11 protein-coding genes are annotated in these 15,007 nt (G+C 72.7%); 6 read left to right on the forward strand and 5 right to left on the reverse strand.

The annotated features are described in order from the left end of the window. Positions 1-252: 252 nt before the first annotated feature. The 3 genes from MTQ10_RS18230 (at position 253) to MTQ10_RS18240 (ending at position 2,581) form a co-directional block, all read left to right on the forward strand. Positions 253-861 carry a LysE family translocator gene (locus tag MTQ10_RS18230; protein ID WP_247469417.1) on the forward strand — a complete coding sequence of 203 codons (609 nt, stop codon included), beginning with the start codon at positions 253-255 and terminating at the stop codon, positions 859-861. Positions 862-950: 89 nt separating this feature from the next. After that, a complete protein-coding gene (locus tag MTQ10_RS18235) occupies positions 951-1,961 on the forward strand; it encodes an aldo/keto reductase (protein ID WP_247469419.1) in 1,011 nt (336 codons plus the stop codon). Positions 1,962-1,987: 26 nt separating this feature from the next. Continuing rightward, positions 1,988-2,581, forward strand: a complete 594-nt coding sequence (locus MTQ10_RS18240) for a TetR family transcriptional regulator (RefSeq protein WP_247469420.1) — start codon at positions 1,988-1,990, stop codon at positions 2,579-2,581. A gap of 199 nt (positions 2,582-2,780) precedes the next feature. On the opposite strand, the gene MTQ10_RS18245 is transcribed toward MTQ10_RS18240, so the two are convergent. Continuing rightward, entirely contained in the window at positions 2,781-4,211 is a 1,431-nt protein-coding gene (locus MTQ10_RS18245) for an MFS transporter (RefSeq protein WP_247469421.1), read from the reverse strand. A gap of 101 nt (positions 4,212-4,312) precedes the next feature. On the opposite strand from MTQ10_RS18245, the gene MTQ10_RS18250 reads away from it, so the two are divergent. Beyond that, positions 4,313-5,200, forward strand: coding sequence for a helix-turn-helix transcriptional regulator (locus MTQ10_RS18250; RefSeq protein ID WP_247469423.1), 888 nt, complete (start codon positions 4,313-4,315; stop codon positions 5,198-5,200). Positions 5,201-5,203: 3 nt separating this feature from the next. Here MTQ10_RS18250 and MTQ10_RS18255 read toward each other — a convergent pair whose 3' ends face one another. Continuing rightward, the gene (locus tag MTQ10_RS18255; protein WP_247469425.1) at positions 5,204-6,649 is read right to left on the reverse strand and encodes an MFS transporter; all 1,446 of its coding nucleotides are present in this window, start codon (positions 6,647-6,649) and stop codon (positions 5,204-5,206) included. Between the two features lie 96 nt (positions 6,650-6,745). On the opposite strand from MTQ10_RS18255, the gene dusB reads away from it, so the two are divergent. Continuing rightward, positions 6,746-7,888: a tRNA dihydrouridine synthase DusB gene (dusB, locus tag MTQ10_RS18260; RefSeq protein ID WP_247469426.1), complete on the forward strand. Its 1,143-nt coding sequence runs from the start codon at positions 6,746-6,748 to the stop codon at positions 7,886-7,888. Between the two features lie 59 nt (positions 7,889-7,947). Here the strand turns inward: dusB and MTQ10_RS18265 are convergent, their stop codons facing one another. The 3 genes from MTQ10_RS18265 to MTQ10_RS18275 form a co-directional block, all read right to left on the reverse strand. Then, positions 7,948-9,651, reverse strand: a complete 1,704-nt coding sequence (locus tag MTQ10_RS18265; RefSeq protein ID WP_374117631.1) for a CDP-alcohol phosphatidyltransferase — start codon at positions 9,649-9,651, stop codon at positions 7,948-7,950. Between the two features lie 681 nt (positions 9,652-10,332). After that, a complete protein-coding gene (locus MTQ10_RS18270) occupies positions 10,333-12,273 on the reverse strand; it encodes an amylo-alpha-1,6-glucosidase (RefSeq protein ID WP_247469429.1) in 1,941 nt (646 codons plus the stop codon). After that, positions 12,270-13,688, reverse strand: a complete 1,419-nt coding sequence (locus tag MTQ10_RS18275; RefSeq protein ID WP_247469430.1) for an MGH1-like glycoside hydrolase domain-containing protein — start codon at positions 13,686-13,688, stop codon at positions 12,270-12,272. Before MTQ10_RS18275 ends, MTQ10_RS18270 begins: the two co-directional genes overlap by 4 nt. A gap of 120 nt (positions 13,689-13,808) precedes the next feature. Here MTQ10_RS18275 and MTQ10_RS18280 point away from each other — a divergent pair. Beyond that, a partial coding sequence (locus MTQ10_RS18280; protein ID WP_247469432.1) for an ROK family protein occupies positions 13,809-15,007 on the forward strand: 1,199 nt, incomplete at its 3' end.

A 15,007-nucleotide genomic window follows, 5' to 3' on the forward strand; every position in this document is an offset into this window, starting at 1 on the left:
CCCGGGGACAAAAAAAGGCCCGACCGCCCCGAACGGATCGGGAAACGGACGGACAGTAAGCGGGGGCGGGCGGGCTTTTTTGTGTCCCGGGGTTCGTGCGGGGTCACCGGTCAGGGGTGGTTCGGGTCCACTGGTCCGGGGGGCCGGGTCCACCGGTCCGGGGGGATCCACCGGTCCAGGGTGGTTTTGGTCCACTGGTTCGGGCTCTGTTTGGCTCTGTCCGCCGGGCCAATGCCGGGTCAGTGTGGGCGCATGAGTCTCGCCTTCCTGCTGACCACTCTGGCCGTCGTCGTCACGCCCGGCACGGGCGTCGTCCACACTCTCGCCGCCGGGCTGGCCCACGGCCGTCGCGCCGGTGTCGTCGCCGCCCTCGCCGGCACCGTGGGCACCGTGCCGCACGCGCTGGCCTCCGTCACCGGGCTCGCCGCGCTGCTGCACGCCAGCCCCACCGCGTTCCAGATCCTCAAGTACGCCGGCGTCGCCTGTCTGCTCTACATGGCGTGGGCGACCCTGCGGGACAAGAGCGCCATCACCGTCGACGGCACGGGAGGCGGGCCCGGTCCCGTGGGCCGCGTCATCGTGCGCGGCGTCCTCGCCAACCTTCTCAACCCGAAGCTGTCCGTCTTCTTCCTCGCCTTTCTGCCCCAGTTCGTGGACCCGGCCGACCCGCACGCCCTGCCCCGCATGCTCGCCCTCAGCGGTGTGTTCATGGCGCTGACCTTCGTGGTGTTCGCCGCGTACGGCGTCCTCGCCGCCGCCGTGCGTGGGCAGGTCCTGTCCCGGCCCCGCGTCATGACCTGGCTGCGGCGCGTCTTTGCCGGGTCGTTCGTCGGGTTGGGGGTCAAGCTCGCCGGCAGTTGAGGGGACGGCGGCGGTGCCGGCGGGGCGCCGATGACAAGTATCAAGTGACAGATATTGAAATCTGTCAGCTGTCATGTGATGCTGGGGGCATGACGATGCACACCCGCAACCTCGGAACCACCGGCCCCCAGGTCTCCGCCCTCGGCCTCGGCTGCATGGGCATGTCCGGCATGTACGGCGCCGCCGACCGCGCCGAGTCCATCGCGACGATCCACGCCGCCCTCGACGCCGGCATCACCCTCCTCGACACCGGCGACTTCTACGGCATGGGCCACAACGAACTGCTCATCAACGAAGCCCTGCGCACCGCCCCCGCCGGCCTCCGCGACAACGCCGTCGTCAGCGTCAAGTTCGGCGCCCTGCGCGACCCCGACGGCAGCTGGTACGGCTTCGACGGCCGCCCGGCCGCCGTCAAGAACTTCGCCGCCTACTCGCTGCAACGCCTCGGCGTCGACCACATCGACATCTACCGGCCCTCCCGGCTCGACCCCGACGTGCCCATCGAGGAGACCGTCGGCGCCGTCGCCGAACTCGTCGAGAAGGGATACGTCCGCCACATCGGCCTCAGCGAAGTCGGCGCCGACACCATCCGCCGCGCCGCCGCCACCGCGCCCATCGCCGACCTCCAGATCGAATACGCGCTGGTCACCCGCGGCCCCGAACGGGAGATCCTGCCCACCCTGCGCGAACTCGGCATCGGCGTCACCGCGTACGGCGTCCTCTCCCGCGGGCTGATCTCCGGCCACTACACCGCCGACCGGCAGTTCGGCGCCGACGACTTCCGCGCCCACTCGCCCCGCTTCCAGGGCGACAACTACCGCCGCAACCTCGCCCTCGTCGACGCCCTCCGCAAGATCGCCGACGAGAAGGGCGTCACCGTCGCGCAGACCGCCATCGCCTGGGTGCTCTCCCGCGGCGACGACATCGTCCCCCTCATCGGCGCCCGCACCCGCGCCCGGCTCACCGAATCCCTCGGCGCCCTCGACATCACCCTCGACCAGGCCGACCTCGACGCCATCGAGGCCGCCGTGCCCGCCGAGGCCGTCGCCGGCGAGCGGTACGCGCCCGCGCAGATGGCCATGCTCGACAGCGAGCGATGACCGCCCGTCCGGGTACCGTCTAGGCCATGGCACCGACCCCTGAGACCCTCACCGCCGAACGCATCCTCGAAGCCACCGAGGAGGTGCTGCGCCGGCACGGCCCCGCCAAGGCGACCGTGGTCGACGTCGCACGGGCGCTCGGGGTCAGCCACGGCAGCGTCTACCGGCACTTCCGCACCAAGGCCGCGCTGCGGGAAGCCGTCATCAAACGGTGGCTGGACCGCACCACCGACGAACTCGCCGTCATCGTCGAGGACGGGACACGGGACCCCGAGACGCGGCTGCGGGACTGGTTGGCGGCGCTGTTCGAGGCGAAGCGGCGCAAAGCGGGGGACGATCCCGAGCTGTTCGCGACGTACATGGTGCTCGCCGGGGAGAACGGCACGGTCGTCGCCGGGCACGTCGAGGAACTGACCGGGCAGCTCGAGCGGATCGTGGAGGCGGGGGTGTCGGCCGGGGTGTTCGGCGGGGTCGCGCCTGCGGAGGCGGCGAGGGTGCTGTTCCAGGCCACCGGGCGGTTTCATGACCCCTGCTATGCGGGGGAGTGGACGTTGCCGTCCGCGGACGGCGACTTTCGGGCGGCGGTGGAATTCCTTCTGCGGGCGTTGCGGGTCCGGTAGGCCGTACCGAGGGCCGGTGGGGGGCCTTCGCGTAGTTCCCCGCGCTCCCTTTTGCTTGCGGTTTCGTTTCCACCTGCGGGCCGGTGGGGGGTTCTCGCGCAGTTCCCCGCGCCCCTGAGTGCCTGCGGCGGCCCGTGTCCGAGGGTGCGTGGTTGCGGTTGCGCCTGCTCGCGGTGGGTGGGTCGGGTGCGCGCCGGGGTCAGGACAGGGGGCGGCGTAGGCGGAGGCTCAGCGTGGCTGTCAGGGTGACGCCGATCAACTGGGCCGCCAGGGTCAGCAGCAGCGCGTCGCGCATGCCCGTGCGCGGGGCGAGGGACAGGAACAGCGTGCCCAGCGCCGCCGCACCCAGTGCCAGCGACGCCTGCTGCGTCGTCGACATCACGCCGCTGCCGACCCCGGCCCGCCCCGCCGGCACCTCGGACAGCACCACCCGGTAGATGACGGGCAGCTGGAGCGCCTGCCCGACGCCCGCCACCACCCCGCCCGGCAGCAGCGTCACGACACCCAGGTCGGGCCAGTACCCCCACGCGGCGAGCCCGATCAGCGCCAGCCCGGCCGCCTGGAGCACGGCGCCGGCGCCGATCACCCGTGTCCCGTACCGGGCGACCAGCCGGGGCCCGGCCAGGGACGTGAAGAAGAAGGCGACGGCGAGCGGGGCGAGCGCCAGCCCGGCCGGTACGGGGCCGAGCCCGGCTCCCTGTTGCAGGGCGATCGCCATCACGAACATGAAGCCGCTGAATCCGACGGAGAACGGCACGATCATGACCAGTCCTCGGCGGAACGACTCCGTCGCGAACAGGCTCGGCGGTACGAGCGGCGTGCGGCCCTCGCGGTCGGCTCTGCGTTCCGTCAGGTAGAACGCCGCCGCTGCCGGCGGGAACGCCGCCAGGGACAGCCACGTCCACAGCGGCCAGCCCGCCGCCCGGCCCTCCGTCAGCGGCGCCAGCAGCGTGAGCAGGGCCACGGCGAGCAGCAGCGTGCCGGGCACATCGACGGGTTCCGGCGCCTGCGAGCGGGTCTCCGGCACGGTCCGCGCGGCGAGCGCCAGGCCGAGCAGTACGACGGGCACGTTGACGAGGAACACCAGCCGCCAGCCGGTGCCCCACAGGTCGGCGCCGACGAGGACGCCGCCGAGGATCTGCCCCGCCACCATGGACAGCCCGGCCGTGGCGCCGTACAGGCCCATGGCCTTGGCGCGGCGCGGCCCGGCCGTGGCCGCCTGGATGGTGGCCAGCACCTGCGGCAGCATCGCCGCCGACGCGGCGCCCTGCGCGACCCGGGCGGCGACCAGGCTCCAGGCGCCCGGCGCGAGCCCGCACGCCAGGGAGGTCACGCCGAACGCGGCCATGCCGGCGAGGAACAGCCGGCGCCGCCCGAACAGGTCGCCGAGCCGGCCGCCGAGGACGAGCAGCACGGCGTACGAGAGGCCGTACCCGGAGACGACGAGTTCCAGGAGGGACTCGCCGGCGTGCAGGTCGCGGCCGATGGTGGGCAGGGCGACGTTGACGATGAAGAAGTCGACGAGGGGGAGCGCGGCGGCGAGCAGCACGGTGAACAGGCCTGTGCCGCTGAGCGCGGGGTCCGGCGCGGGCCGGGAGCGTGTGCTGGGGGAGGTCGCGGTTTCGGTCACGGTGTCGAGCCTGTGCCGATGCTGAAGGTGGTACCAGAGTGGCGTTGTCCTGGTATCAGGACCACCTGGAAACAGGATGGGCGGCCAGGCACCCTGGAAGCATGACCACGGCTATCCGGTCCGACTCGACGTCCCCCGCACCCGAGATCCGCCGGCACGAGCTGGCCGCGTTCCTGCGCAGCCGCCGGGAGCGCATCGCGCCCGAGCAGGTGGGCCTGCCCCGGGGCCGCAGGCGCCGTACGCCCGGACTGCGGCGGGAGGAGGTCGCGCAGCTCTCCTCGGTCGGCGTCACCTGGTACACGTGGCTGGAGCAGGCGCGGGACATCCACGTCTCCGTGCAGGTGCTGGACTCGCTGGCCCGCGCGCTGATGCTGGACGGCAGCGAACGCGCCCATCTGTTCCAGCTCGCCGGCGTGGTGGACCCGTCCCCGGCGCCCAGCTGCCCGGGGTTCACCCCGGAGGTGCGGGCGCTGCTGGAGCAGCTGGAGCCGATGCCGGCGTCCGTGCAGAACGACCGGTACGACATCGTGGCGTACAACCGCACCTTCGGTCTGCTGCTGGGCGACCTGGACCGGGTGCCGCCGGAGGACCGGAACTGTCTGATCCTCTCCCACACCGACCCCGACTGGAAGGCCTCGGTCGTGCACCTGGAGGAGATGCAGCGGCTGATGGCGGCCCGGTTCCGGGGGGCGATGGCCGCGCACCTGGGCGAGCCGGCGTGGCAGACGCTGCTGGACCGGCTGCGGCAGTACCCGTCCTTCCGTGAGAACTGGGAACGCCACGAGGTGGTCGCCCCCGGCACGAAGCGGAAGGAGTTCATCAACCGGTACGTCGGACGGCTCGTGCTGGACCACACGAACCTGTGGCTGAGCCCGGAGCTGGGGGCGCGGATCGTGGCGTACGTGCCGGCGGACGCGGAGACCCGGCAGCGCATGGAGCGGCTGCACGAGATCGCCGTGGGCGAGCGGGCGGAGGCCCGCGCCGTGTGACGGTCAGACCGTGGTGCCGGCCGGCTGCCGCACCTCGGCCTCGTCGAGCCGCGCCGCCGTCCGCTCGGCGGTGCGCCGCGCCCACCGTCCGCTGCTGAGCACCCCGAGCAGCAGTACGGCCGCGCCGCAGCCGACGAGGATCCACCAGCCGGGGCGGGCCGCCGTGACGAAGGCGTCCCGGTACGACGACGAGGCCACGCCCGCCGCCAGGACCGCGCCGACCACGGCGACGCCCAGGGTCTGTCCGAGCTGGCGGCTGGTGGAGGCGACGGCCGCCGCGACGCCCGCCTGGGTGCGGGGCATGCCGGAGACGGCGGTGTTGGTGATGGGCGCGTTGACGAAGCCGAAGCCGATGCCGAACAGGAGGTACCCGGCGAAGAGGGTGACGTTCGGCGTCCCCGCCTCGAACACGGCGAACAGCAGCGCGCTCACCGTCATCGCGGCGCCCGCGACGAGCAGCGGCAGCCGCGGCCCCCGGCTGCCGACGAGCCGCCCGGACAGCGGGGCGCACAGGAACGTCGGCACGGCCATCGGCAGCATCCACAGCCCGGCGTGCAGGGCGCTCAGCCCGCGTACGTTCTGCAGGTACAGCGTGGACAGGAACAGGAACCCGCCGAGCGCGGCGAACGCGCTGATGGCGATGACGGTGGCGCCGCTGAACGGCGCCGAGCGGAAGAAGCGCAGGTCGATGAGGGGTTCGCGGCGGCGAGGCTCGTAGAGGAGCAGCCCGGCGAGCGCGGCGGCGGCCAGCGCCGCGTAGGGCCAGACGGTGCCGGCGCCCGCCTCCGGCGCCTCGATGATCGCGTACGTGAGCGCGCCGAACAGGGCGACGACCAGGACCTGCCCGACGGGGTCGGGGCGGCGGGCGCGGGGCGCGCGGGACTCGGGCACACAGCGCAGGGTGAGCAGCAGGGCGGCCAGTCCCACGGGCAGGTTGACCCAGAAGATGGCGCGCCAGCCGACGGACTCCACGAGCAGGCCGCCGACGAGGGGGCCGGCGGCCATGGAGATGCCGACGACCGCGCCCCACACGCCGATCGCGCGGGCGCGTTCCCGAGGGTCGGTGAAGGTGTTGGTGATGATCGACATGGCGACCGGGTTGAGCATGGAGCCGCCGACGGCCTGCACCATGCGGAAGACCACCAGCCAGGACAGTCCGGGTGCGAGGGAGCACAGGACGGAGCCGACGGTGAAGACGGTCAGGCCCGCCATGAACACCCGTTTGCGGCCGATCCGGTCGGCGGTGGAGCCCGCGAGCATCAGCAGCGAGGCGAGCACCAGGGTGTAGGCGTCGATGGTCCACTGCAACCCGGACGTCGTCGCGTGCAGGTCCTGCTGCATCGACGGCAGGGCGACGTTCAGGACAGTGTTGTCGAGGCTCACGATCAGCAGGCTCATGCAGCAGATCGCGAGGACGAGCAGACGTCGTCGGTGGCTCGGCTCGGGCATGCGATCCAGACTACGCCGATTTCGATAGTGCGGTTAACTAATGGCCTGTGCAAGATCAAGGTCGAGGGGCGGAGGCCGATACGTCAGAATGGGGGAATGCCCACGACCGCCACGGCCCTGACGATCGGCCCGCACACCGTCCAGCCCCCCGTCGTGCTGGCCCCCATGGCCGGCATCACCAACGCGCCCTTCCGCACCCTGTGCCGGGAGTTCAGCGGCGGCAAGGGACTGTTCGTCAGCGAGATGATCACCACCCGTGCGCTCGTGGAACGCAATGAGAAGACCATGCAGCTGATCCACTTCGACGAGAGCGAGAAGCCCCGGTCGATCCAGCTGTACGGCGTCGACCCGGCCACCGTCGGCAAGGCCGTCCGCATGATCGTCGAGGAGGACCTCGCCGACCACATCGACCTCAACTTCGGCTGCCCCGTCCCCAAGGTCACCCGCAAGGGCGGCGGTTCCGCCCTGCCCTACAAGCGGAACCTGCTGCGGGCCATCCTCCGCGAGGCCGTCTCCGGCGCCGGCGACCTGCCCGTGACGATGAAGATGCGCAAGGGCATCGACGACGACCACCTCACCTACCTCGACGCCGGCCGTATCGCCGTCGAGGAGGGCGTCACCGCGATCGCCCTGCACGGCCGCACCACCGCCCAGCACTACGGCGGTACCGCCGACTGGGACGCCATCGCCCGCCTCAAGGAGCACGTCCCGGAGATCCCCGTCCTCGGCAACGGCGACATCTGGTCCGCCGAGGACGCCCTGCGCATGGTCCGCGAGACCGGCTGCGACGGCGTCGTCGTCGGCCGCGGCTGCCTCGGCCGGCCGTGGCTCTTCGCCGACCTGGTCGCCGCCTTCGAGGGCCGCACCGACGATTTCGTACGGCCCTCGCTGCGCCAGGTCGCCGACGTCATGGTCCGGCACGCCACCCTGCTCGGCGAGTGGATCGGCGACGAGTCCAAGGGCGTCGTCGACTTCCGCAAGCACGTCGCCTGGTACCTCAAGGGCTTCGCCGTCGGCTCCGAGATGCGCAAACGCCTCGCGATCACCTCCTCGCTGGAGGAGCTGCGCGCCGGCCTCGACGAGCTGGACCTCGACCAGCCCTGGCCGGCCGGCGCCGACGGGCCCCGCGGCCGTACCTCCGGCAACAACCGCGTCGTCCTGCCCGACGGCTGGCTGAAGGACCCCTACGACTGCGCCGGCGTCTCCGCCGACGCGGAACTGGACACCTCCGGCGGCTGATCGCGCCGCCGCCCGGGCCGGAGCGGGCGGGGCTTCGCGGGACCCCGCCCGGTGACCCGTCAGCCGTAGCTGGGGCGCGGGGTGGACCCGTACGCCGTCAGGAAACGGTCACGGAAGGCGTCCATCTTCCACACCGGCGCGTCATGCGCCGGACGCAGCCCGTCGCTCCAGTTCCAGCCCGCGATCTTCTCCAGCACCTTCGGGTCCTTCGCCACGATCGACACCGGCACGTCCCGGCTCGCGTGGTCACCGCTGACCCGGGCGATGGGCTGGTGGTCGCCGAGGAAGACCAGCACGGTGTCGTCGGTGCCGTACCGGGCGAGCCACTGCGTGAGGCTCGTCAGCGAGTACTGGATCGACTTGCCGTACTCCTCCTTCGACCGCTGCGAGTCCGTCACCAGCTTCTTCGGATCGTTGCCCGCCTTCGCGATCGGACCGAAGATCCGGCCGTCGCCCAGCTCGTCCCAGCCCACCATCTTCGGGATCGGCCCCCACGGCTGGTGACTCGACGTCAGGATGACCTCCGACATCAGCGGCTTGTCCCGCTTCCTGCCGTGCTCCAGCCGCTGGAACGCCTCCAGCGCGAACTGATCGGGCATCGTCGACCAGGAGAACTTCGGGCCGCGATAGCCCAGCGCGAACGCGTCGTACACCTTGTCCAGGCCGTAGTACTTCTGCTCCGGCCACCCCTTCTGCACACCCGGCATCACCCCGACCGTGTCCCACGCCCCCGTCTTCCGGAACACCTTCGTCAGCGGCAGATGATCACCGGAGGTGACCGTGCGGTACCGGTTCTGGTTGTCGATCCACAGACCGGACAGGAACGTGGAGTGCCCCAGCCAGCTGCTGCCCCCGTACGTCGCCGACGTCAGCCAGCCGCTCTTCGCGTGATACCCGGCCTGCTCCAGCATCCGCGTGCTCTCGTCCAGCGTGCGGTTCACGCCGGGCGCCATCACCGGGTCCTCGATCGCGCTGCGGCCGTAGCTCTCGATGAACGTGAAGATCATGTCCTTGCCGCGCAGATCCGGCACGAGCTGCTCCGGAGGCGTCGCCCCGAACGCGTCCGCCTTCGCCTCCTTCGCGAACTCCCGCTCGTCGCGGATCGTCTCCCGCACGGCCTGCTCGCGGTACCGCACCATCGCCACCGCGTGTTCCGACGCCACCGGCACACCCGAGAACTGCACGTCCAGCGCCGAGCACGTCATCCACACCACGCTCACCACCAGCAGCACCCGCGAGGAACGGGACCGATGCCGGCCGATCAGCGCACTCACCCGCACGGTCGCCCACACCATCGCCGCGATCAGCACCGCGATCAGCGCGATCACCCCGACGGTCGCCAGCATCGCGGTCGTACCGCCCACCGTGTCCCCGAGATACGACTGCGCGTCGTCCAGCAACTCCCAGTCGAGGATCAGATTGAAGCTGCGGCCCAGGTACTCGTTGAAGCCGACGTCCGTCAGATTCAGCACCGTCAGCACACCCAGGCCCAGCCCGGCCACCGCCGCGACCCAAGGTCGCACCCGGCGCGGCAGCGCGAGCAGCACCGCCGCACCTATCAGCGCCTCCACGGGTATGCGGGTGAACATCACCAGACGGAACTGCACGCTCTTGTTCGGCAGCAACAGCGCCGCCACGATCAGCGCGAACGCCAACGCGGTGAGGGTGTACGACGCGGCCACGACGGTACGGGGGTGCGCGGCCTTCCAGCGCCGCCAGGCCCGCCGGGGCCGCCGCAACGGCCGCACGGCCCGCAGGAGCACCTGCCCGAACCCGGGGGCAGGAGTGGATGGGCCGTCGGATTCCTGGGGGGCCTCGGAAGCCTCGGTGGCTTCGGAGGTCTTGCCGGTCTCGGCGGACTCGGGCTCATTGCCCGGTTCTGAGGCGCCGTCGGACACCTCGGAACGGGCGACGGCTTCGCCGGTCTCGTCCGGCTCGGAGGCCGTTTCCGTCACCTTGAGCGTGCTGGTGTCCTGGGGCACCCCGGGTCCTTCCGTACGCGGCGAGACGACAAGGGCGGGCCCGTGCGGGGAGGCAACAACGCCCGCCACCCACCGGTACGGCCCCCGAAGCCCCCCTGTTCACCGCCCAGTGCAAACCCCGAGCAAAGCCCTCACCAGCCACGCGACAACACGGAGGGATCCAGCCACCCGGGCATCGGCAAGGCTGGGCGGGCCGCCGTCCCACCCAGCTCCGGCCCGTCGTGCCGCGAGAACGGTCCACCCCCCGGCAGTGGCGGGCTTGGGGGCGGCGACACACCCGGCTGCGGGCAGCCGTGCCGCAGGGCGATGGGGGGCCCTGCTCGACCGAAGTCGAAACGGCACCCGCCCTGCCCAGGGCACCGGCACGCCCTGCCCCGGGCACCCGGCACCGCCCTGCCCCGGGCACCGGCACGCCCTGCACAGGGCACCGGCACGCCCTGCCCAGGGCACCCGGCACCGCTCTCAGGCGCCGCCCACCGCCGTGAGCAGCGCCAGCGGCGCCGCAGCCGAGCGAGACTCCCGCACGCACGCATGCGGATACGGCACCGGCGCCCCGTGCACGTCCCGCGCATACCCCGCGAGAACCTCCGGCAGCCGATGCCCCAGCGCCGTCGCCGCGTCGACCAGCCCGTGCGCCACGGCCCGCGCCTCGTCATGCAGCCCGTACCGCGCCAACCCCAGCGTGATCAGCGCGTTGTCGTGCGGCCACACCGAACCCCGGTGGTAGGACAGCGGATGGTACGCGGCTTGGCCCGCGGCGAGCGTCCGCACCCCCCACCCGGAGAAGAAGTCCGGCTCCAGCAGCCGCCGCCCGACCTGCTCGCCGTACTCCTTGTCCAGCAGCCCCGACCACAGCAGATGCCCCGCGTCGGAGGCGAGCGCGTCGACCTGCCGTCCCTCCCCGTCCAGCGCGAGCGCCGGGAAGCCGTGCTCCGCCATCCAGAAGTCCCGCTGGAATCGGTCCCGCAGATCCCCGGCGGCCTGCTCCAGCAGCGCCGCGTACGTCCCGTCCTGCCACACCGTCCGCGCCAGCCACGCGGTGCGCCGCAGCGCGTCGTACGCGTACCCCTGCGCGCCCGCCGCCATGACGGGCCCGGTCGGCCGGGTGCCGTCGGCGGAGCAGATCGCGCCGGGGGAGTCCTTCCAGTTCTGGTTGGCGAGTCCGCCCCGGTCGGCGCGGTAGACGAGATAGCCGCGGGAGGTGAGGCCGCCGTGGTCGAGCATCCAGCCGATCGCGGCGCGGGCGTGCCGTTCCAGCCGCCGCGCGAGAGCCGTGTCGCCGGTCTGTTCGACGTAGGCGCCGAGCAGGACGAGGAACAGCGGGGTGGCGTCGACGGAGCCGTAGTAGCGGCCGAACGGCACCTGCCCGAAGTGGGCCAGCTCGCCGTGCCGCACCTCGTGGACGATCTTCCCGGGCTGGGCGACGTTCCCCGGCCCCGCCTCGGTCGCCTGCGTCGCGGCGAGCGCGAGCAGTGTCGCGGCGGCCGGGCCCGGCCGGTACGGCAGCGTGAACAGGGAGGTGAGCAGCGCGTCACGGCCGAGCAGGGTGAGGAACCAGGGCGCCCCGGCCGCGGGCACCCGCAGTTCCTCGCCGTCCGGTCCGCTCGCCGGGATCTGTAGCGCGGCCAGGTCGGCGAGGCCCCGCGCGCAGGCCGCGGCCAGCTCGGGCCAGCCCGTCGGGAAGGCGACGCCCTCCACGAACCGGCCCTCCATCGCGAGGAGTTGCTCGGTGACGGAGGCAGGCGAGCGGGGCACGCGCAGTGCGCGTTTCTCGCCGTGCGGGCGGGCGATGACCCGCACGGTCAGTTCCGCCGTGCCGTGCGGTTCGAGGTCGACGGTCCACACCATGCGGCGGGCACCGGTGCCGGTCTCCTCCACCGCGTCGGGGGCGGGCTCGGCCGTCACCGTCGTACAGGACCGCCATTCGCCGCGCCGGTAGGTGAACTCCAGGCCGTGGTCGAGGACCTGGCGGGAGCGTACGGCGCCGGGCTTGGTGTAGGTGCGGTGGTCGGCGCGCAGCTCGAACTGGTCGGCGAAGTCGGCGTCGGCGGTGATGGCGAGGCGGACCGTGGTCGGCACGGGCCGGTTGCTGGTCAGGCGCAGCAGGTCGACGAAGGAGCCGTCACCGACGGCCTGTTCGCGGAAGACGGTGCAGGCGGGCGGCTCGTTGCGACCGCCGTGCGGCACGAGCACGCAGCGGGCGATCTCGTCGCCGTCGGTGACGGGCGTCAGCTCGTCCGGCACGGCCCCGTCGAGGGTGAGCTGCCAGCGGCTGAGATGCCGGGCGTCCCGGACGAACAGCCCGTCGGGGAAGCGCCCGCCGCGCACCCCGCTGATGTGACCGCCGTCGCCGACGGCCGCGAACGTCCCGCCGAACACGAGCAGATGGTGCCGGTCCGTCATCCCCCATCCCCTCCCCTGACTGCCCGCCGGCCGGCGACCGGCGCGATGATGTGGCTGCGGGTGTGCAGCAGATCGAGTGCGAGCGCGGCGGTCCAGCCGAAGCCGGCCGCGCCGCAGGCCTCGCCGGTGTACGGGTCGACGTACTCGGCGAAACCGGTGGCCTCGGCGGTGGTGACCAGCGCGTCGGCGAGGGCGTCGGCCCGCTCCGTCTCGCCGTGCGTGCGCAGGCCCCGCTCCAGCAGCCAGGCCGTGTTGAACCAGGCCGGCCCGCGCCAGTAGCGGTGCGGGTCGAAGGCCTCGCCGAGCAGGTCGTAGCTGGGCACGAGGCGTGTGGTGGTGCCGAGCCCGAAGTGCGGGCCGGTGAGCGTGGCCACGAGTGCGGCGGCCGTCTCGCGCGGCAGCGTCGGCAGCAGCAGCGGCACCAGCCCGGACACACCGCGCTCCCGGATCGGTTCGCCGGTGCGCACGTCACGGCAGAAGAACATGCCCTCGGCGGGGTCCCACAGCCGCTCGGTCAGTGTCTGCGTGAGCCGTTCGGCGCGCGCGTGCCGGGCGGTGCCGGGCGCGCCCAGTTCCTGCGCGATACGGGCGAGGGCGTGCTCGGAGGCGGCGAGCAGGGCGTTGAACGCGGGGTCCTCGACGGCGAAGTCACCGATCCCGTCGGCGTATCCGCGGTCGCGGTAGTCGGCGGCGAGCCGTACGTACCGTCCGTAGTCCAGGTCGGTGGGCCGGTCCTCGGCCGCCCCGTGGTCGAGGTCGGCGCGGCGGAACGAGCGGGCCGGTGCGGGCGTCACCCGGGAGAGGGGCGTGTCCCAGCAAGGGCTGTTGTCCATGCCCTGCTCCCACGGGTGGACGACGGACACCAGGCCGGCACCGCCGAGGTCGCGGCGGTGCAAGAGATAGCGGTGCCAGGCGGCGAGCCGCGGGTAGACGCGGGCGAGGAAGCCGCGAGTGCGGGAGAGCCACGGGTCGGCGCAGTGCACCAGCCATGCCGCCAGCGCGTGCACCGGTGGCTGCACGATGCCGGACGTCTGTACGGTGCGCGGGGCACCAGCCCTGTGACCGGCGGTTGTCGAGCGCCAGAAGTCGGGGCTGGGGAAATAGGCGTCGAGCGGGACGGAGGGGTTGAACACGATGTGCGGGACGCGTCCGTCGCCCCACTGCGCCGCGAGCAGGGTCTCCAGCTCGGTCTGCGCCCGTGACGGCGCGTGGTGCCGCAGGCCGATCGCGATGAACGCCGAGTCCCACGACCACTGGTGCGGGTACAGCCCGCGCGAGGGCACCGTGGAGTCACCGGTCCAGTTCTCCTCCAGCACCTGTACGGCTCTGAGGTGCGGCGCGACGTCGACGGGCGGTGGATCGTATGCGATGTCACGCTCGGTGCGGCGGGTGGTGAGCTGGACAGTGCGATCCACTCGGGACTCCCCGAAAGACGTCCGGCCGACGGGTTCGGCCGTGGCCACCGTAGGGTTACGTCTATTTAACACGCAAAACTCACTATGTAATGCAAGCTTGAGAAACACAAGGGGGTGCGCATGACCGGACGGCCGGGCAGGACAGGGCGTGGCGGGAGCCAGGCGAGCGCCGGCGATCTCCTCGAACTCGTCCGCAGCGGACGCGCCACGACCCGGGGCGCGCTCCAGCAGGTGACGGGCCTGTCCCGGGCCACCGTCGGGCAGCGTCTGGAGCGGCTGTTCCGTGCGGGCTGGCTGCGGGAGGGCGCGGGCGGCCCGGTCGACTCGCCGCTCGGCGGACGTCCCTCGATCACGCTGGAGTTCGACGACGAGCACGCCGTGGTGCTGGCCGCCGATCTGGACACCCGGCACGCCCGCGCGGCGCTGCTCACGCTGACCGGCGAGATCCTCGCCGAGCGGTCCGGCACGCTGGTCGTCGAGGACGGCCCCGACGCGGTGCTCGGCGCGCTGGGCGGCTGGTTCGCCGGACTGCTGGAACAGGCCGGCCACCGGGCGGAGGAGGTCTGTGGCATCGGCCTCGCGGTCCCCGGCCCCGTCGACACCGACGCCGGCCGGGTGGTGCAGCCGCCGATCATGCCCGGCTGGGACGGCTACGACATCACGGGCCGCCTCGCCCGGGCCTTCACCGAGCACACGGGCGCCGCGCCGGTCCCGGTGCTGGTCGACAACGACGCCAACCTGATGGCGTACGGCGAGCAGCGCACCGGCTTCCCCGACTGCTCGGCGTTCGTGCTGGTGAAGGTGTCCACGGGTATCGGCGCGGGTGTCGTCGTGGACGGCTCCGTCTTCCGGGGCGTCGACGGCGGCGCCGGCGACATCGGCCACATCCGGGTGCCCGAGGGCGCCGAGGCGCTGTGCCGGTGCGGCTCGTACGGCTGTCTCGCGGCCGTCGCCAGCGGCGGTGCCGTCGCCCGGCGGCTGGCGGAGCGAGGCGTGCCCGCCGCGTCCGGCTCGGACGTGCGGGAGCTGCTCGCGGCCGGGCACCCGGAGGCGACCGGGCTCGCGCGGGAGGCGGGGCGGCTGGTCGGCGAGGTGCTGGCGACGGTGGTGACGCTGCTCAACCCGGGCGTGCTGATGATCGCCGGCGATCTGGCCGGGACGCCCTTCGTGACCGGCGTACGGGAACTGCTGTACCAGCGGGCGCTGCCGCGCTCCACGGCCCGGCTGGAGGTCGTGACCTCGCGGCTGGGGGAGCGGGCAGGGCTGGTCGGGGCGGGGGCGCTGGTCGTGGAGCACCTGTACGCGCCGGAGCGGGTGGA

It is taken from the genome of Streptomyces sp. XM83C, from assembly GCF_023072675.1.
Taxonomy (GTDB): domain Bacteria; phylum Actinomycetota; class Actinomycetes; order Streptomycetales; family Streptomycetaceae; genus Streptomyces; species Streptomyces thermocoprophilus.